The sequence below is a fragment of the Sorangium sp. So ce1036 genome, assembly GCF_051369805.1.
Lineage (GTDB): Bacteria > Myxococcota_A > Polyangia > Polyangiales > Polyangiaceae > Sorangium > Sorangium cellulosum_F.
On sequence record NZ_JBBMOX010000001.1, the window covers coordinates 7,625,166 to 7,642,272 of the forward strand.

Consider the following 17,107-nt stretch of genomic DNA (forward strand, 5'->3'; position numbering starts at 1 on the left):
TCGGCGCCGTTGACGCCGGGCGCCCCTTCTGCTGGAAGCTACTGCGCGACCGGCCGGCGCGCGTGGCGTACATTAGGGTGATGGACCTTCCGGACGAATCTCAGATCCGCTGGATTCTTCGTACGATCGCCGCGCTCCTCCAGCATGGCGCCGAGCCGGTCCACGGGCTGGTGCAGCCGACGGCCGAGTTCTTTCCCGATCCGTACGACGGCTCACCGAAGGCGGTGGCCGCCCTGATGCTGCGGGTGCAGGAGCACGCCGGCCTCCAGGATCTGGAGGTCGAGCTCGCGGTGGTCACCCCCGAGGGGCAGGCCAGCACCGTGAGCTGCTCGAGCGGCGCGTGCGGCGGGATGCCGCTTTCCACGAAGCTCGAGCGGGTCGCCCGGCGCGACGACGGCGGCTACCGGGTCGCCCTCTCCGCGGGGGAGCTCCGCAACCCCACGGTGCTCACGACCGCCCTCGTGCGCGCCGTGTCGTTCATGTTCCTGAGCGAGGCCTGTGCCTTCGACGAGCTCGTGCCGCCCGACCGCGAGCCCGCCGTGGATCTCGCCGCGGTGATGCTCGGCTTCGGCGTCCTCGTGGCGAACGGCTCTTACCTGTACGCGAAGGGCTGCGGCGGCGTGCAGGTGCACTCGGCGACCAAGATGCCCGTCGACGAGCTCGCCCTGGCGCTCGCCGTCTACTGCCGGCTGCACGGCGTGCCCGACCGGATCGCCGCGCGGCACCTCGACGTGACGCCGCGCGCCCACTTCGACGAGTCGGCCGTCTGGGCCAGCTCCAACGCTGCGCTCGTCCGCATGCTGCGCGCCGCGCCGGAGCGGATCGCCGCGGACGACTTCGTGATCGGCGCGTCGAGGAGCTGGCTGGCCCGCGCGCTCGGCCTCGGCAAGCGCCGGCCGTCGCGGACGCCGGAGGACGATCTGCGAGCGCTCGAGCGAGAGCTCTCGCGCGTGGACGAGGGCGCCGCCGGGGCAGCGAGGCCGCGGCCGCTCGACGAAAGCAAGGCCAAGAAGCTTGCGGAGATCCGTGCTCTCGTGGACGAGAGCCTGGGGAGCTGAATGAGCGCACGACTGTGGGACAAAGGGGGCGCCACCGACGCCCAGATGCTCCGTTACACGTCGCGGGACGACTGGCAGCTGGATCAGCGCCTGCTCGCGTACGACCTGCGGGCCACGATCGCGCACGTCCGCGGGCTCGCGCGGATCGGCGTGCTCAGCGAGGCGGAGCGGGACGCGCTCGTCCGCGAGCTCGAGGCGCTCGCGGCGCAGAACGAGGCCGGCGCGCTGCGGCTCACCGAGGACGACGAGGACGGCCACAGCGCGATCGAGGCCGCGCTGGTCGCCCGCATCGGCGACGCGGGCAAGAAGGTGCACACGGGCCGGAGCCGCAACGATCAGGTGCTCGTCGCGATGCGCCTCTACGAGCGCGACGCCCTGGACGAGCTCGCCGAGCACGCGTCGGCCGGCGCCCGCGCGCTGCTCGATCTCGCGCGGCGCGAGGCGGAGACGCCGATGCCCGGCTACACGCACCTGCAGCGGGCGGTGCCGTCGTCCGTCGGCTACTGGGCCGCCTCCTTCGTCGAGGGGCTCGCCGACGCCGTCGACGTCGTCCGCGCGACGCGGGCGCTCGTCGACCGCTGCCCGCTCGGCGGCGCCGCGGGCTTCGGCGTGAACCTCCCGCTCGATCGCGTCGGCGTGGCGCGCGAGCTCGGGTTCGCCGGCGTGGCCTTGAACCCGCTCGCGTCCCAGACGTCGCGCGGCCTCATCGAGGCGCAGATCCTCGCCGCCGCGTGGCAGGTGGTCGCGGTGTGCCGCCGGCTCGCATGGGACCTCAGCCTGTTCGCGATGAGCGAGCTCGCGTTCGTCCGGCTGCCGGAGGCGTTCACCACCGGCTCGTCGATCATGCCGCAGAAGCGCAACCCGGACGTCGTCGAGCTCATGCGCGCGGCCTGCTCCGTCGTGCAGGGCGCGCTCGCCGAGGTGCAGTCGATCGTGGCGCTCCCGTCGGGCTATCACCGCGATCTCCAGCTCACGAAGGGGCCCACGATGCGCGGCCTCGACGAGGCGCTCGCGACCTCCCGCCTCCTGCCGCGGCTCGTCGCGGGGCTCGAGCTCGACCGCGAGCGCATGGCCCGCGCGATCACGCCGGAGTGCTTCGCGACCGATCGCGCCGTCGAGCTCGCCGTGCAGGGCGTCCCGTTCCGCGAGGCGTACCGGAAGGTCGCGGCGGAGATCGCGGCGCTCCCCGCCGGCGACGCCGCCGCGAGCCTCCGCGCGCGCGTGTCGCTCGGCGCCCCGGGCAACCTCGCGCTGGACGACCTGGCCCGCAGGCTGGAGGGTCAGCAGGCGCGGTAGCGCGGCCGTGCGGCGTCAGGGATCCCCTCCGGGATCCCTGGCGCGAGCCGCTAGCGTCGCCGCGTGAGCTCCCGGACCCCGCCGGGCTCTCCCACCAGCACGGCGCTCGCCATGCCGAGGAAGAGCCCGTTGTCCACGACGCCGGGGATCTTGCGGATGTCGGCGTCGAGCGCCGCCGGCGCGTCGATCGGGCCGAAGACCGTGTGGAGGATCCAGTTGTGGTTGTCGGTCTGGAAGGGGAACCCGTCCGCGTTCTTGCGGACGGTCGGCTTGCCGCCGAGCGCCGCGAGGTGACGCGTGACCGTCGGGACCGCGAACGGCACCACCTCGATCGGGATCGGCGCGCGTGAGCCGAGCTTCTCGACGAGCTTCTCGGGCGTGACGAGGATGATGAAGCGCTCCGCCTCGTAGGCGACGACGCGCTCGCGGAGGAGCGCGCCGCCGAGGCCCTTCGTGAGGCCGAGATCGGGCGTCACCTCGTCGGCGCCGTCGACGGCGAGGTCGAGGCGCTCGATCTGCTCGAACGACACGAGCGGGATGTTCTCGCGACGGGCGAGCGCCTCGGAGCGCTCCGACGTGGCGATGCCCTGGATCTGCAGGCCGCGGCGGACCTGCTCTCCGAGGCGGCGGATGAACGCCTCGGACGCGCGCCCGGTGCCGAGCCCGAGCAGCATCCCGCTCTCCACGCGCGCGAGCGCGGCGGCAGCGACACGATCGAGGTCGGAGGGGTCCGGTCCCGGAGTGCTCATGCGTTGCTCATCGGCGATCGGGGCCGCCAGCGCAACGGGATTTTTGGAGCAGATCGAGCGGCCCCGGGCACAGCGGCCGGAGCTTGCACCCCTTGCACTCGGCCCCGGTCCAGATGGCGTCGAAGGCGGCCTGCATCTCGTCGAGCAGGAGGTCGTCGTCCGTGAGCACGCCCGCCTCGAAGTTGCGCCGCCCCTCGCCCTTCGCGCCGAGCCCGGCGCCGGTGAGGTTCGCCGAGCCGAGGTACAGGAGCGCGCCGTCGACGGCGATCATCTTCAGGTGGACCCGCGGGCAGCGCCGCAGCTCGATCGGCGGCCGGGGCCGGCGGCGGAGCTCGGCGCGGAACGCCCGCGACGGGACGCCCGCGTGCAAGAGGCGCAGCTCGACCCCACGGGCGGCGAGCGCGTCGAGCAGGTCGAGGAACGACATGGTCCTGCCGCGGGCGCGCGCCCTCGATCCGATGGGCGCCTCGACCCGCAGCTCCTTCACGTTGGCCGTCGCGATCCACACCGAGACGCGCGCCCTGGCGACGGCGCCCATCACGAGCGCGTCGTAGTGCGCCCTGTCGCGGAGCAGCGTCAGCTCGACGCGCCGCTTGAGCGACGCGCCGGGCGCCGCTTCGCCCACCTGCGCGGCGGCGGGCGCGCGCGCCCGCGCCGGCCGCGGCCGCGCGCTCACCCTGACCGACCGGCGTCGGCGGGCGCCGGATCGAGCTCGAGGTGCGCGCGGAGCAGGGCGCGGACGTCCTCGGGCATCGGGACCGACGCGAGCCGCACGAGATCGGTGGTCACCACCGTGTGCCGGAGATCGGCCGACAGCACGCCGTCATGGACGCGGATCATGCGGTACCGGAGCGTGGCGCTCCTCCCGCCGAGGTGGACCACGGACGTTTCGATCCGGAGCGCCTCGCCGTACCGCGCCGGCGCCGCGTAGTCGGCCTCGACCCGCACCGCCGGCAGCCCGATCCGCCGCCCGAGGATGAGCCCCGCGTAGCCGCCGTCGAGCGGCGCGAAGAACCGCTCCATCGCCTCGTGCGCGTAGGCGAGGTGGTGCGCGAAGAACACGATGCCCGCGGCGTCGACCTCCTCGAACCGGATCGGGCGCTCGAAGGAGACCATCGCGCCTAGGCGAGATCCTCGGCGAGCTTGTCGAGCGTCGCCCTCCCGAGCGGGACCTTCACGGCGTAGCGCGGGTGCGAGACGACGAGCGACGCCGCCGCCCTCCTCGCCTTGATCGCCGCCTGCGCGTCGGCCGGCAGATCCGCCTTGAGGTAGTGCACCGCGGTCGTGCGCCCCTCCACGGCCCCGTCGCGCTTGCCGACCGCCCGCACAGCGACGCCGTCGACCTCGATCGACACCGTGTCCTCGATCCCGGCGAGCTCGACGAGCATCCGGTCGCGCAGCGACCGGTCGGGGATCTCGATGAAGAGCGTCAGGCTGAGCTGTCCCTCGCCCGGGATGAGATCGTTGTAGGTCTCGATCTCGTGGAGGATGCCGCTCTCGCTCGTGATCCGCTCGGTGCGGAGCATCTCCTGGATCTGGAACAGCACCGAGTCGCGGTTCTCGAACACCGCGGTCAGGTGGTCGCCGATCCGCACGCGGCGGGGCCGCTTCTCCTCGATGACGCGGCTGCGGAACCGCTCTCGGATCGCCTCGTAATCGCCGATCCCGAGCACCTCGTTGCGATCGATGGGGCGCATGACTGCTCTTCTCCTTTACGACTTCGGGCCGAGGGACGACGTCGGGCCGAGCCCGTACGCGTGGGCGAGCGCCTCGACCGGGTGCAGCACCGTGGCGCCGTTCTCCTTGACCATCCTGAGGCCGGCGAGGGTGCAGTCGCTGACGATGACGTCCGCGTCCGCGACGCCGCGCACGAGCTTGGACGCGTACTTGCGGCCGGTCTCGTAGTGGGCCGCCTTCATCCCCCACGTGCCGTCCACGGCCGAGCACTGCTCGACGACGCGCACCTCGGTGTCGGGGACGACGCCGAGCACCCGGGCGCCGGGGAAGCCGATCTTCTGGGCGCGCAGGTGGCACGCGGCGTGGTACGCGATCGTGCCGAGGCCCTTCTTGAACTCGCGGTTCAGCTTCTTCTCCCGCCCGAGCTGGACGAGGAGCTCCATCATGTCGACCGTCGCGGCCGCGACCTCGCGCGCCTCGGCCGTCTGCAGGTACTCCGGCCACTCCTTCTTCATCGTGTAGCCGCACGTCGGGCCGACCACGACGATCTTCCTCCCCATGCGGACATGCGGGAGCAGGAGCGCGACGTTCTCCTTCACCTTGGCCATGAACGCGTCGAGATCGCCGCCGTCGAGGTTCGGCATCCCGCAGCACGTCAGCCTGCCGGTCTCGGCGTCCCGCGGATCCCCCCCCGTCGAGGAGCAGCCGGGGACGTGCACGGCGTAGCCGTTGTGCTCGAGGACGCGGACCGCTGCCTCGGGGACCCCGGGCGTGTTGTACTCGCCGTAGCAGGTCGCGAAGAGCACCACCGAGCCGTGCTTGCCGGCGTCCGCCGCGGGGCTGTGCTCCGCGAACCAGGACGAGAACGGCTTGCGCGCGAGCTCCGGGAGCGGAAACTCCGACGAGATCCCGGTCACCTTCTCCTGCACCTTGCGCAGCAGGCGGCTCGCCTGCACGAGGTTCGAGAGCGGCGCGACGACGCCGGAGCCGAGCTCGCCGATGAGCTGCGGCTCGCCGAGGATCCTGTCCACCAGCGGGATGCCCTCGCGCTGCGCCCGCACGGCGCGCTCGCGCGCGAGCGCGCGGGGGTAATCGAGCAGCTCGTACGCGTGCTCGTCGGCGGTGTAGGGGCACTTGATATAACAGAGCTTGCACTGCCAGCACTCGTCGCCGATCGCCTTGAAGTCCTCGTAGGTGAGGGCCTCGGCCCCCTCGGCGACGCCGGCCTCGATGTCCCTGTCGACGCGGGCGAACAGCTCGGGGAACGAGCCGCAGTAGCCGACGCACATGCGGCACTCGTGGCAGATCTGGAAGGTCCGCCGCAGCTCCGCTTCGAGATCGCGGGGATCGAGGTATCGCTCGTCGTTCGGCGACGTCGCCGGTGGACGATCGGGGGCACGCCGGATGACGCTCACGGGTCGGTTCCTCTCAACATCGCCTGGGAATCACCTGGGGTTCGTGATCACCTGGGAATCACCTGGGGTTCGTGGCGAACAGGCCGCTTGCCGCGCGGCTTCGACGCGAGGCGATGAAGCGAGCGGCCGCGCCGGCGCCCCGGATCGAGCCGCCGGCGGCTCGGCCGATCCTGGGCGCCTGCGCTCTCACCGGATCCGCTCAGAAGTCGAGCGACTGGAGGGCCTTCGTGAAGCGCCCCGCGTGCGACTTCTCGGCCTTCGCGAGCGTCTCGAACCACTCGGCGATGTCGTCGAAGCCCTCCTCGCGGGCCTCCTTGGCGAACCCCGGGTACATCGTCTCGTACTCGTGGGTCTCGCCGGCGACGGCGGCCTTCAGGTTCTTCTCCGTGTTGCCGATCGGCAGCCCGGTCGCCGGGTCGCCCGCCGCCTTGAGGTAGTCGAGGTGGCCGTGCGCGTGGCCCGTCTCGCCGTCGGCGGTGTCCTTGAAGAGGCCCGCGACCTCCGGGCGGCCCTCGACGTCCGCGATCTTTGCGAAGTACAGGTAGCGGCGGTTCGCCTGCGACTCGCCGGCGAACGCGTCCTTCAGGTTCTGGTGCGTCTTGGTGCCCGTAAGCTGCTTGGTTGTCATCGTGTTCGTTCTCCTTCGTTGAACGGCTGGGATGAGACGCTGATGCCCCGCGCAGATCCGCTCGGCGGCGCGGGGGCTCCGCTAGACACGTTCCGGGCGCCGCGCGCGTCGCGCTCCCGCGCGCGGGCGTGGCTCGCCCGCGCCGGCGTGCCCGGCACCTCGAGGCTGCGCGTGCGCGCGCGCCTCGCCCGGGGCCGATCTCGCGCAGTCGGCGCAAACGCCCCGGTAGATCCGCTCCACCGCGCGCACCTCGAAGCCGGGCGCGGCCGCGAGCGACGCGGAGAGGGGCTCCGCCGCGCGCTCGCTCGGGGGCTCGCACGGCACGTCGCGCACGAGCCCGCAGAGGTCGCACACCGCGTGGTGATGCGCCGCCATGTTCGGATCGAAGCGGGCCGCGCCGGGCGACAGCGACAGCGCGGCGCAGAGCCCGGCGGAGGCCAGCGCGTCCAGCGTGTTGTACACGGTGGCGAAGCTCATCGTCGGCAGCGCCGGCCGGAGCCGCTCGAAGAGCTCCTGAGCCGTCGGATGGGTGGGATCGACCGCGAGCTCGCGGACGATCGCCAGGCGCTGCGGCGTCAGCTTGAGCCCCGAGGACCTGACACACGCCAGCATGGACGCGACCCGGGCATCCTCCTCGACCGCCTCGCGGTCGAAGCTGCCCACACGCCCCCGGGGAGAGGGACGGGGCGCGGAACCCTTCGCAGAAGGCGTTCGCGGGGCGGCCATGGGGGGTAGATACTTAGAAAGATTCTCAATTGCAAGTCCTGACAATCGACGGCGGGCATGGCAACGCGTCGCATCAGGATGTTCCGGACGGTGCCTGGTGCGGCGATTGACGAGGGCGATGAGGATGAAGATGAGGCCGGCCTCACCGGGATGGCTCTTGCGAGGCTCGGGGGCCTCTGCCATAGTGCGCGCCCCGCGCTGCCGGCCTCCTGCCGGCTTGCAATTTCAGTCCGGCCTCCAAGACTGGGCCCGTTTTCATCTGATCAAGAGGACGCTTCGAGACATGCCGACCGACGCCATCCAGTGCAAACCGCTCGAGGTCGCCGTGGGCGACAAGGGTATCGAGCGCGCCATCAAACACCTCAAGAGGAAGATGGCCGCCGAGGGGATCCTCCGCGAGCTGAAGCGGCGTCGGCATTACATGAAGCCGTCCGTGAAGCGACGTAAGAAGGCCTCGGAGGCCGCGCGGCGCCGCCGGAAGCGGTCCAAGATGGACATGGTCGCCTAGGTTCCGGCGGACGAACATCGCGAGCGGCTCACGCCCGGAGAGAGCGGGCGAGGGATCCTGCGGCTTGACGAGCGAGCTCGACCGGTAGACCGGGGCGCGCAGTCGCTCGATGGACAGAGCCTGACGCGATCGTCGTCCTCGCCAGAGCTACGGCCAGGACGCAGAGGACGCGGGGTCCGCCTGTTCAGGCGGATCGCGTGGGCTCTGGGTCCTGGCTTTCTTGTTTCAGCAGCCACGCTCAGCGGCGTGACCGGCTGCGCCTCGGCTCGACCCGAGCGTGGAGCACGGCGCGCCCCGGTCCCCGAGGTCCGATGCGCATCGTCGTCGTCACGACGTCCTATCCAGCCGGCTCGGAGGATCCCTCGGGCCATTTCGTGAGGTCGTCGGCGCAGGCGCTCGCGCGCGGCGGGGCCGATGTCCATGTGATCGCCGCCGGGGGCTCGCTCCTCTCCCCTCCCTCGCAGGACGGCGGGCTCACCGTGCATCGCGCGGGCGGGGGCGCGCTGTTCGCGTGGCCGGGCGCCGCGGCGCGCGCGCTCGAGTCGCCGCTCCGGCTGCTCTCCGTGGCCCCGTTCGCGGCCGGCGTGCTCGAGCGGCTCCGCGCGCTCGGGCCCGTCGATCGCGCGGTGGCGCACTGGATCGTCCCCTGCGCGTGGCCGCTCCTGCTCGCCGGGTCGCGCGCGCCGCTCGAGGCGTGCGCGCACGGCGCCGACGTGCGGCTGCTGCTCCGCGCGCCGCGCGCGCTCCGCGCGGCGGTGGTGGGCGCGCTCCTCCGGCGCGGCGCGCGCTTCGCCTTCGCCGCGCGCGCGCTCCGCGACGCGCTCGCGAGCTCGCTCGCGCCGGAGCAGGCCCGCGCGCTCGTCGACGCGTCGCGCGTCGAGCCCCCCGCGATCGCGCTGCCCCCCGTCGCGGAGCGCGCGCGCCTGCTCCGGCGCGAGCTCCTGCGAGGCCCTGGAGAGCGCCTCGCGGTCGTCGCGTGCCGGCTGATCACGACCAAGCGGGTCGAGCTCGCGATCGAGGCGGCGCGCGCCGTGGGCCCCGGGCTGCGGCTCGTCGTGATCGGCGACGGCCCGGAGCGCGCCGCGCTCGAGCGCCTCGCGCGCCGAGGCGACGGCGCCCAGGGGAGCTCGCCGGGTGGCGGCGGCGCTGTCGGCGCGGAGGTGCGCTTCACGGGCGCGCTCCCGAGGCGCGAGGCGCTCGCGTGGATCGCGGCGGCGGACGTGCTGCTCCACCCGTCGTCGCACGAGGCCGCCCCCACGGTGATCCGCGAGGCGCGCGCGCTCGGCGTGCCGGTCATCGCGTGCGACGCCGGCGACGTGACCGCATGGGCCAGGAGCGACGACGGGATCGTCGTCACGGCGGGCACCCGAGACAGCCTCGCGGCCGCGCTCCGGACGATCCCATCGCGCCGCTCGGAGCGCGCGCCCGCGCTCGCGCCGTCCTCCTGAGGGACCGCGGCCTTCCTCCGGAGCATTTCAGGGCCCGCCCCGCGCGGTTTTGCTCGGCGCCGGCGCCCCGTCCGGAGCGACCTTGCGATGCGCGTCGCGATGTCCTTGCAATTCTCGAAGCTTCGACTACGGTGCGCCCTCGCTCCGCACCGAAACGAGGCGGCGGAGTGGCCCGGGGCGTAGCGCAGCCTGGTTAGCGCACTTGACTGGGGGTCAAGGGGTCGGTGGTTCGAATCCACTCGCCCCGACTGGTCCGGCGGAGATGATTCTCCGGCGGACCTTTCGGCTTTGTAGGGCCTGTATTTGAGCCGGATCGTGGCAGCGTCGCGCGGCGCCGCGATGGGATCCCGGTGTCGCTGGCGCGCCCCGGAGCTCGCGCGTCAGCCGGCGGGCGAGGGCGGCGAGACGGGCGTGATGGGACGATCCGGCTCGCCGGCGAGCTCGTCCTCGAGGGCGATCATGGCGGCCAGCACCACGTGGTCGCAGAACGGGTAGCCCACCACCTGGACGCCGACGGGCAGCCCTTCGCTCCGCGCATCGACCTCGGCGGCCCGCCTCTCCAGGCGGTCGCGCGGCCGCTCCCGGCGCGCCTCCTCGGCCCGCACGCGGCTCACCGGGACGACGCCGGCCGGGAATTGCGCGAGGTTCCAGAGCATCGCGGCGCTGCTCGCGAGGACGAAGTCCCGCGACGCGGTGTGCGGCAGCGCCGGCGTGGCGTACGGAGGGCAGAGCAGCACGTCGAGCGCCTCGGCGCGCATCGCCGACGCGATCGCGGCGCGCGCCTCGCGGAGCGCGTGCGTGATGCGCCAGAGCTCGGAGACGGACTTCGCCCCGCTGACCTCGAGCAGGCGCTGGAGCCTCCGCTCGCCCGCGAGGCCGGCGACGCGCGCGGCGGCGCGCCGCGCGAACGGCGGGAGCGACGCCAGCGTGCGGAGCGACCGGAGGGAGACGTCGACGTCCGCGCCGTCGCCCGCCTCCATGAGCGACAGCGCCGTCGAGCCGCCGTCCGCGGAGAGCGCCGCGAAGTACGCATAGATCGCGTCCGGGATGCCGGGCGGCGTGAACGGCACGACGGTGGCGCCCCGCGCGCGCAGGGCCGACGCCGCCTTCACGACGGCGCGGGCGACCGCGGACGACGAGGGGACCAGGCCGTCGTCGCAGTAGAACCCGACGCGCAGCCGGGCCACCTCGACGCTCGCCGGCGCGGTGAGCGGGAACGGCGGCACGCGCACGTCCAGCTCGGCCATGGCGGCCGGATCGAGCGCGGCCATGACGAGCGCGAGGTCGCGGGCGCTCCTGGCCATCGGGCCGACCTGCGAGCGGATCGCCTCCTGCCCGAGCAGGGCCGTGTTGCTGCCCTTGTTGGTCCAGCGATCGAGCGTGGGCTTGAGGCCGGCGATGCCGCAGCAGTGCGCGGGGACGCGGATGCTGCCGCCGATGTCCGTACCGATGCCGAGCGGCGACATCCCCGCGGCGATGGCGGCGGCCTCGCCTCCGGACGAGCCCCCCGGGCTGCGGTCGAGGTCCCACGGGTTCGCCGTCTGGCCGAAGAGGGGGTTGCGCGCCTCGTTGAACAGGAGCATCTGCGACACGTTCGTGCGCCCGAGGATCACCGCGCCCGCGCGGCGGAGCAGCGCGGTGACGCCCGCGTCGCCCTCGGCCCGGTGGCCGCTCCTGGCCGCGACGCCGAGCGTGGAGGCCATGCCGGCCATGTCGAGCGACTCCTTGACCGTGATCGGGAGCCCGTGCAGCGGCCCCCGGACGTCCCCGCGGCGGCGCTCGTCGTCGAGGCCGCGGGCGGCCACGAGCGCCTCGCGGCGGAACACCTGGGTGAAGGCGCGGACCTCCGGATCGAGCGCGTCGATGCGCGCGAGGTGCGCCCGCACGACCTCCTCGGCGCTGATCTCGCGCGCCGCGAGCAGCGCCGAGAGGGCGGTGGCGGAAAGATGGGTCGGATCGGTCGAGGCGCTCACGGTCCTCGACGAGTATCACAGGTCCGCGCGCGCCCAGGGTTGCTAGGCTCCGGGCGCCCCGCCCCCTGCGAGGGGCGCGCGCCGAAGCCATGCAGCCGCTGCCGATCGATCCGATCCTCCCCGATCTCTGCGCCACCCTGCGCGCGCACCCGAGCGTGGTGCTCGAGGCGCCGCCCGGCGCGGGCAAGACGACGCGCGTGCCGCGCGCGCTGCTCGACGCGGGGTTCGCGGAGCGCGGCGAGATCCTGGTGCTCGAGCCGAGGCGGCTCGCCGCGCGCCTGTCGGCGCGCCGCGTGGCCGAGGAGCTCGGCGAGCGCGTCGGCGAGACCGTGGGCTACACGATGCGCTTCGAGGAGGCCGCCGGCCCGGCCACGCGGATCCGCTTCGTCACCGAGGGCGTGCTGACGCGGCGGCTCCTCGTCGATCGCGAGCTCCGGGGCGTCAGCGCCGTGGTGCTCGACGAGTTTCACGAGCGGCACCTCGCGGGCGACGTCGCGCTCGCGCTGCTCAGGCGGCTGCAGCGCGGCGCGCGGCCCGATCTCCGGATCGTGGTCATGTCGGCGACGCTCGACGCCGGCCCCATCGCGGCGTTCCTCGGCGGCGCGCCGGCGCAGCCCGACGCGCTCGCCGGCGCCGCCGAGGGGCACGGCGCGCCGGCGGCCCCGGGCCCCATGGCGCCGGTCGTGCGCGCCGAGGGGCGGATGTTCGACGTCGCGATCGAGCACCTGCCGAGCGCCCGCGCGAGCGCGGCGGCCCTCGCCGGCGATCGCCGCGCCCCGGCGCACTGGGGCGACCGGACGCTCGAGAGCCTGGTCGCCTCCTCGGTGAAGCAGCTCGTCGACGAGGGTCTCGACGGCGACGTGCTGGTGTTCCTGCCAGGCTCCGCGGAGATCCGGCGGTCGATGGAGGCGTGCGCGGCCCTCGCCAGGAGCGCGGATCTCCTGCTCCTCCCCCTCCACGGCTCGCTGTCGGCCGCGGAGCAGGACCGCGCGGTGCGCCCCGCGGATCGGCGCAAGATCATCCTCTCGACCAACGTGGCCGAGACCTCCGTCACCATCGACGGCGTCGTGGCGGTCATCGACAGCGGGCTCGCGCGCGTGGCCGCGCACGCGCCCTGGTCCGGGCTGCCGACGCTCCGCGTCGCGCCGATCGCCCGCGCCTCGGCCGCGCAGCGGGCGGGCCGCGCCGGGCGGACGCGCCCCGGCCGCTGCCTGCGGCTCTACACGCGCGGCGATCTCTCCTCGCGGCCGGAGCACGAGGCGCCCGAGATCCGCCGGCTCGATCTCGCGGAGACGGTGCTCGAGCTCTGCGCCGCGGGGGTCGCCGATCTCGAGGGGTTCGGGTGGCTGGAGGCGCCGCCCCCGGCCGCGCTCACCGCGGCCGAGGCGCTGCTCGTGCGGCTCGGCGCGCTGGACGAGCGGCGGCGCGTGACGCCGACCGGGCGGCGGATGCTGCGCTTCCCGGCGCACCCGCGGCAAGCGCGGATGATCGTCGAGGCCGAGCGGCGCGGCGTCGCCGACGACGGGTGCGCCCTCGCGGCGCTCGTCGCCGAGCGCGACCTCGGCGCGCCCGGGGGCCCGCGGGAGGCCCACGGGCGGAGGGGCGACGCGCGGCACAGCTCCGACCTGCTCGCGTCGCTCCAGACCTTCGAGGAGGCGGCGCGCGCGCGGTTCGCGGCGGACCGGCTGCGGTGGCTCGGCGTCGACCCGGCGCGCGCGCTCGCCGTGGAGCGGACGCGCAAGCAGCTCGCGCGGCTCGCCGATCCCCGGCGCGCGGCGCCGCCGGAGACCGCGGAGGCCCGCGAGATCGCGCAGCGCATCGCGATCCTCACCGGCTACCCCGACCGGGTGGGCCGGCTGCGCCGCCCGGCGAACGCCTCGGGGCGGAGCGGGCGGGAGATCGTCCTCGCCGCGGGCGGCACCGCCGCGCTCTCCGAGGCGAGCGCGGTGGATGACGTCGACCTCGTGGTCGCGGTCGACATCGAGGAGCGCAGCGAGGGGCGCTCGGCGCGCACGGTCGTCCGGGCGGCGAGCGCGATCGAGGCGGACTGGCTGCTCGACCTGTTCACGGACGCGATCCGCGACACCACGGAGGCGACGTGGAGCGCCGCCGCGGAGCGCGTCGAGGTCGTGCGCCGGCTCTCGTACGACGCCCTGGTGCTCGACGAGGCGCGCCCGGCCCTGGACGCGGGCGGGCCGCTGTCGCAAGCGGCGGCGCGGGAGCTCGCCGCCCAGGCGCGGGCGAAGGGGTGGCGGGCGTTCGCGCACGGCGACGCGCTCGATCGCTGGCTCGCGCGGGTCGCGTTCGTGCGCGCGCACTGCCCGGACGCCGGGCTGCCCGACGTCGGGGAGGACGCCGTGCTCACCGCGCTCGAGGCGCTCTGCGAGGGCCGGAGGAGCTTCGCCGAGCTCCGCGACGCCGACCTGTCGGGCGCCGTGCACGCCTCGTTGAGCCCTGCGCAGGCGCGAGCGCTCGCCGAGCTCGCCCCCGAGGCGATCACGCTGCCCGGCGGCCGGCGCGCGCGCCTGGAGTACACCGCACGCGCGCCGCCGTCGCTCGCGTCCCGGCTGCAGGACTTCTTCGGCATGGCGGAGGGGCCGCGGGTCGCCGGCGGGCGGGTGCCCGTGGTGCTGCACCTGTGCGCGCCGAACCAGCGCCCCGTGCAGGTCACGACCGATCTGTCGGGGTTCTGGGCCCGGCACTACCCGGCCATCGCGAAGGAGCTCCGCCGCCGTTACCCGAAGCACGCGTGGCCGGACGACCCCGCCCACGCCGCGCCGCCGTCGCGCGCGCCGCTCCGGAAGGCGTGAGTCAGCGCAGGAGCGCCACGCTCCTCGCCGTCTCGGCGGTCGTGCGGAGCAGCATGCGCACGATCCCCTCGCCGAGGGGCACCGTGAACGCGACATCGCTCTCGCGCTGCGCGACCTGCATGGGCGGGACCGAGCCGTAGCCGAACCCCCACGACGAGAGCACGCTCGCGATCTTGGCGATCTGCTCGAGGTTGCGGAGCGCGACCGCGCCGCTCGCCGCGCTCTGCGGATCGGCGTACGTGAGCGCGCCGGCGAAATTCACCCCGGGCGGCTGGAAGTTGCCGATGATGCGCACGTACTGCAGGCCCGCGAGGAACGGGAGCTGCCCGGCCGCGGACGCGACGGCGGCCTGGCTCGAGAGGTCGCCGGCCACGGCGAACGACGCGCCCCTGGTGCCGATGAGATCGACCATCCACGCGGGCACGGAGCGCTCCAGCTTGCCGGAGCGGAGCCGGTCGAGCGCCCGCCGCATGCCGGTCTCGTTGCCGGTGAGGATCGTGTGGGGCGTGAGCACCACGAAGCCGACGTTGCCGGCCGTGAAGAGGTCGTTGTCGGCGTAGCGCGTCTTCACGAGCGGCGCGCCGATGACGGTGACGGTCCGCGCGTCGGCGGCGCGGCGGATCGCGTCGACGTCGAAGTTGCCCTGCATCACGGCGCAGAAGTCCGCGCCCTGCATCGCATAGAGGCCGCCGTGGATCTTCACGACGTCGCGCGCGGGGACGAAGTTCGACTCCGGGCCCAGCGGCAGCAGGCTCGTGATGATCTGGTTCACCTCGCCTCCCAGGCTGGAGGTGAACAACGCCGCCGCGTCGAGGTAGCCGAGCATCACCGCGCCGCTCGGCAGGACGGCGAGGGGATCGCGATCGATCGCCGTCGCGTCGATCTTCTCCCCGCCGACCAGCGCGAGGCTGTCGTCCGCGCCGCCGCAGCCGGCGAGCGCCGGGGCGGTGAGCGCGACGAGCGCGAGCGCGCCCGCCGCGCGGCGCAGGGCCGCGGCGGTCCGGGCATGCAGCAGCGTCCGCACCATCGTCCTCGCCATCAAGCGCGCTCGTGCGGCGTGTCGGGGCGCTCCAGGGGGAAGGAGCCGATGATCTTCAGCATCTTGGTCTCGCGCTTCACCCCCTCGAGCGCCGCGACGAGCGCGCGATCGGTCGTGTGACCGCTGACCTCGACGTAGAAGACGTAGTCCCAGCCCTCGCCGGGGACGGGCCGGGAGTGGACCCGCCGGAGGTTGCAGCTGCGCTCCTTGAAGTGCTGGAGGATGTCGTGGAGCGCGCCGGGGCGATCCTGGACGCTGAACAGGATCGCCGTGGCGTCGTGGCCCGAGCGCGGCGAGGGGAGGCGCGAGAGCACCGCGTAGCGGATCCGGACCTCCCCCTCGTCGCCGACGTTCTCGCGGGCGACCCGGAGCTCCTGCCCGCCGCGGAAACCACGGGGGACGATGGCGGCGCTGCCGCCGTCCTCGGCCGCGAGCTCCCAGGCCGCCTGCGGGCCCCGCACGTCGAGCACCAGCGCGCGCGGGTGCTGGAGCTCGAGGTAGTTCACGCACGCCACGTGATCCTGCGGCGAGGCATAGACCCGCTCGACGTCGGCGAGGTTGCCGCTCCGGTTCACGAGGTCGAGCGCCTGCGCCAGGTGGCGCTCGCCGACCACCTTGAGATCGGCGCCGCCGATCGCCTGGATCGTCGGGAAGATCGGCCCCTCCTTGAGCGACTCGTACGGGACCACGGCGAAGTCCGCGCGCGAGCGCGCGACCTCCTCGATGGCGGCGAGGGGGCTCTCCGCGCGGACGAACTCGCCGCCGACCCCGAAGTGATCGTGCGCCGCGGTCCAGCCATAGTCGCCCTCGGCGCCCAGGTACGCGACCCGGGGCGCGACCTCGTAGGCGCGGGAGGCCGCGTCGATGGCGACGAAGATGGGCCGGACGGCGCGCACCGGGAACGGCGGCGTCACGGCCCGCTCGAGCGCCTGGACGTGCGCGGCGTCTGCCGTGGGGGCGAAGCGGGCCGTGCCCGTCCTCAGCCAGGCCAGCTCGTGCGCGATGCGCGCCCGGCGCTCGATGGTGCGCAGGATTTCTTGATCCAGCTCCGTGAGCTGCCGGCGGAGCTCCTCAAGTCGCTTTCTCTCATCCATCCCGGCCACCCTAGCACCGCCCCCGGCGCAGGTGGACACGCAGCGCCCGGGGCGCGCAGCGCCACGGACGGCGCAAGGACGCCGCCGGGCGGCGCGATGCCGCCGCGCTGACCACACCGCCGCCCGTCGGTGCCCGCCGAGCCGGCGCCCGGCCGGGCCGGCGTCAGGCTGTCGCGGTGGCGGACGAGGCGCTGGCGTCGCTCTTGGTGCTGCCGGCGGCCGACGAGGAGCTGTCCGAGCCCGAGCCCTTCCCCTCCGACCCGGCGCTCCCCGAGCCGCCATCCGACTTCGCCGGCTTGTTCGAGCTCGAGGCGTACAGGTCGGAGTACCAGCCGCCGCCCTTCAGGATGAACCCCGTCCCGCGCGAGATCTGCCGGCGCGCCGTCGCCTGGCTGCACGCCGGGCACTCCGAAAGCGGCGCCTCCTTGATGGATTGCTCAGCTTCCCATTCATGCGCGCAGGATGTGCAGGCGTACTCGTAAGTGGGCATGGCGTTGTACTCCTCGAACAACGCGAGGGATATGGTCACGTTAGCCACCTGTCAAGGTGGCTGCCAAAGAGCACGTACCGCGCCCGATGCTGGGTTATCCTCGGCAAGCGCCATCGGCGCAGGGGCAAGACCTGGTCCGCGAACCGCGGGGGGACGGTCGGCTTCCGGTCTTGCCGCCCGGTGCCAGTACACGTAG

The 17,107-nt window shown here is 74.0% G+C and carries 16 protein-coding genes and 1 tRNA gene; 6 read left to right on the forward strand and 11 right to left on the reverse strand.

Going from position 1 to position 17,107, the window contains the following annotated elements; all coding sequences use genetic code 11:
• Window positions 1-80: 80 nt before the first annotated feature.
• A complete protein-coding gene (locus WMF31_RS28645; protein WP_436604992.1) occupies window positions 81-1,058 on the forward strand; it encodes a hypothetical protein in 978 nt (325 codons plus the stop codon).
• Window positions 1,059-2,354 (forward strand): argininosuccinate lyase, encoded by a 1,296-nt coding sequence (gene argH / locus WMF31_RS28650; protein WP_436604993.1) that lies wholly within the window; start codon window positions 1,059-1,061, stop codon window positions 2,352-2,354. It abuts the gene before it with no gap.
• A gap of 50 nt (window positions 2,355-2,404) precedes the next feature.
• Here argH and rpiA read toward each other — a convergent pair whose 3' ends face one another.
• The 7 genes from rpiA to WMF31_RS28685 all read right to left on the reverse strand — a co-directional run bounded on the left by rpiA (window position 2,405) and on the right by WMF31_RS28685 (window position 7,486).
• On the reverse strand, window positions 2,405-3,103 hold the full coding sequence (gene rpiA / locus WMF31_RS28655) for a ribose-5-phosphate isomerase RpiA (RefSeq protein ID WP_436604994.1): 699 nt from the start codon (window positions 3,101-3,103) through the stop codon (window positions 2,405-2,407).
• 7 nt (window positions 3,104-3,110) lie between these two features.
• Window positions 3,111-3,779, reverse strand: a complete 669-nt coding sequence (locus tag WMF31_RS28660) for a phospholipase D family protein (RefSeq protein ID WP_436604995.1) — start codon at window positions 3,777-3,779, stop codon at window positions 3,111-3,113.
• On the reverse strand, window positions 3,776-4,219 hold the full coding sequence (locus WMF31_RS28665) for an acyl-CoA thioesterase (RefSeq protein WP_436604996.1): 444 nt from the start codon (window positions 4,217-4,219) through the stop codon (window positions 3,776-3,778). The genes WMF31_RS28660 and WMF31_RS28665 overlap by 4 nt, the downstream gene beginning before the upstream one ends.
• A 5-nt stretch (window positions 4,220-4,224) precedes the next feature.
• Window positions 4,225-4,800, reverse strand: coding sequence for a DUF3501 family protein (locus tag WMF31_RS28670; protein ID WP_436604997.1), 576 nt, complete (start codon window positions 4,798-4,800; stop codon window positions 4,225-4,227).
• Between the two features lie 15 nt (window positions 4,801-4,815).
• On the reverse strand, window positions 4,816-6,195 hold the full coding sequence (locus WMF31_RS28675) for a heterodisulfide reductase-related iron-sulfur binding cluster (protein WP_436604998.1): 1,380 nt from the start codon (window positions 6,193-6,195) through the stop codon (window positions 4,816-4,818).
• 199 nt (window positions 6,196-6,394) lie between these two features.
• Window positions 6,395-6,823, reverse strand: coding sequence for a rubrerythrin family protein (locus tag WMF31_RS28680; RefSeq protein ID WP_129346499.1), 429 nt, complete (start codon window positions 6,821-6,823; stop codon window positions 6,395-6,397).
• A gap of 81 nt (window positions 6,824-6,904) precedes the next feature.
• Entirely contained in the window at window positions 6,905-7,486 is a 582-nt protein-coding gene (locus WMF31_RS28685; RefSeq protein ID WP_436604999.1) for a Fur family transcriptional regulator, read from the reverse strand.
• 346 nt (window positions 7,487-7,832) lie between these two features.
• Here WMF31_RS28685 and rpsU point away from each other — a divergent pair, with 346 nt between their 5' ends.
• The 3 genes from rpsU (at window position 7,833) to WMF31_RS28700 (ending at window position 9,753) form a co-directional block, all read left to right on the forward strand.
• Window positions 7,833-8,057, forward strand: coding sequence for a 30S ribosomal protein S21 (gene rpsU, locus WMF31_RS28690; protein ID WP_012234386.1), 225 nt, complete (start codon window positions 7,833-7,835; stop codon window positions 8,055-8,057).
• A 311-nt stretch (window positions 8,058-8,368) separates the two neighbouring features.
• Window positions 8,369-9,505: a glycosyltransferase family 4 protein gene (locus WMF31_RS28695; protein ID WP_436605000.1), complete on the forward strand. Its 1,137-nt coding sequence runs from the start codon at window positions 8,369-8,371 to the stop codon at window positions 9,503-9,505.
• Between the two features lie 173 nt (window positions 9,506-9,678).
• Window positions 9,679-9,753 (forward strand) — tRNA-Pro (locus WMF31_RS28700).
• A 132-nt stretch (window positions 9,754-9,885) separates the two neighbouring features.
• Here WMF31_RS28700 and WMF31_RS28705 read toward each other — a convergent pair.
• Window positions 9,886-11,478 carry an amidase gene (locus WMF31_RS28705; RefSeq protein WP_436605001.1) on the reverse strand — a complete coding sequence of 531 codons (1,593 nt, stop codon included), beginning with the start codon at window positions 11,476-11,478 and terminating at the stop codon, window positions 9,886-9,888.
• 89 nt (window positions 11,479-11,567) lie between these two features.
• Between WMF31_RS28705 and WMF31_RS28710 the strand changes: the two genes are divergently transcribed.
• Window positions 11,568-14,288 carry an ATP-dependent RNA helicase gene (locus WMF31_RS28710; protein WP_436605002.1) on the forward strand — a complete coding sequence of 907 codons (2,721 nt, stop codon included), beginning with the start codon at window positions 11,568-11,570 and terminating at the stop codon, window positions 14,286-14,288.
• A 1-nt stretch (window position 14,289) separates the two neighbouring features.
• Here WMF31_RS28710 and WMF31_RS28715 read toward each other — a convergent pair whose 3' ends face one another.
• The 3 genes from WMF31_RS28715 to WMF31_RS28725 form a co-directional block, all read right to left on the reverse strand.
• A complete protein-coding gene (locus tag WMF31_RS28715) occupies window positions 14,290-15,327 on the reverse strand; it encodes a hypothetical protein (protein ID WP_436605003.1) in 1,038 nt (345 codons plus the stop codon).
• Complete coding sequence (locus tag WMF31_RS28720) at window positions 15,327-16,421, reverse strand: bifunctional chorismate mutase/prephenate dehydratase (RefSeq protein WP_436605004.1); 1,095 nt, start codon at window positions 16,419-16,421, stop codon at window positions 15,327-15,329. Before WMF31_RS28720 ends, WMF31_RS28715 begins: the two co-directional genes overlap by 1 nt.
• Before the next feature lie 163 nt (window positions 16,422-16,584).
• Window positions 16,585-16,950 carry an FmdB family zinc ribbon protein gene (locus tag WMF31_RS28725; protein WP_436605005.1) on the reverse strand — a complete coding sequence of 122 codons (366 nt, stop codon included), beginning with the start codon at window positions 16,948-16,950 and terminating at the stop codon, window positions 16,585-16,587.
• Window positions 16,951-17,107 lie beyond the last annotated feature (157 nt).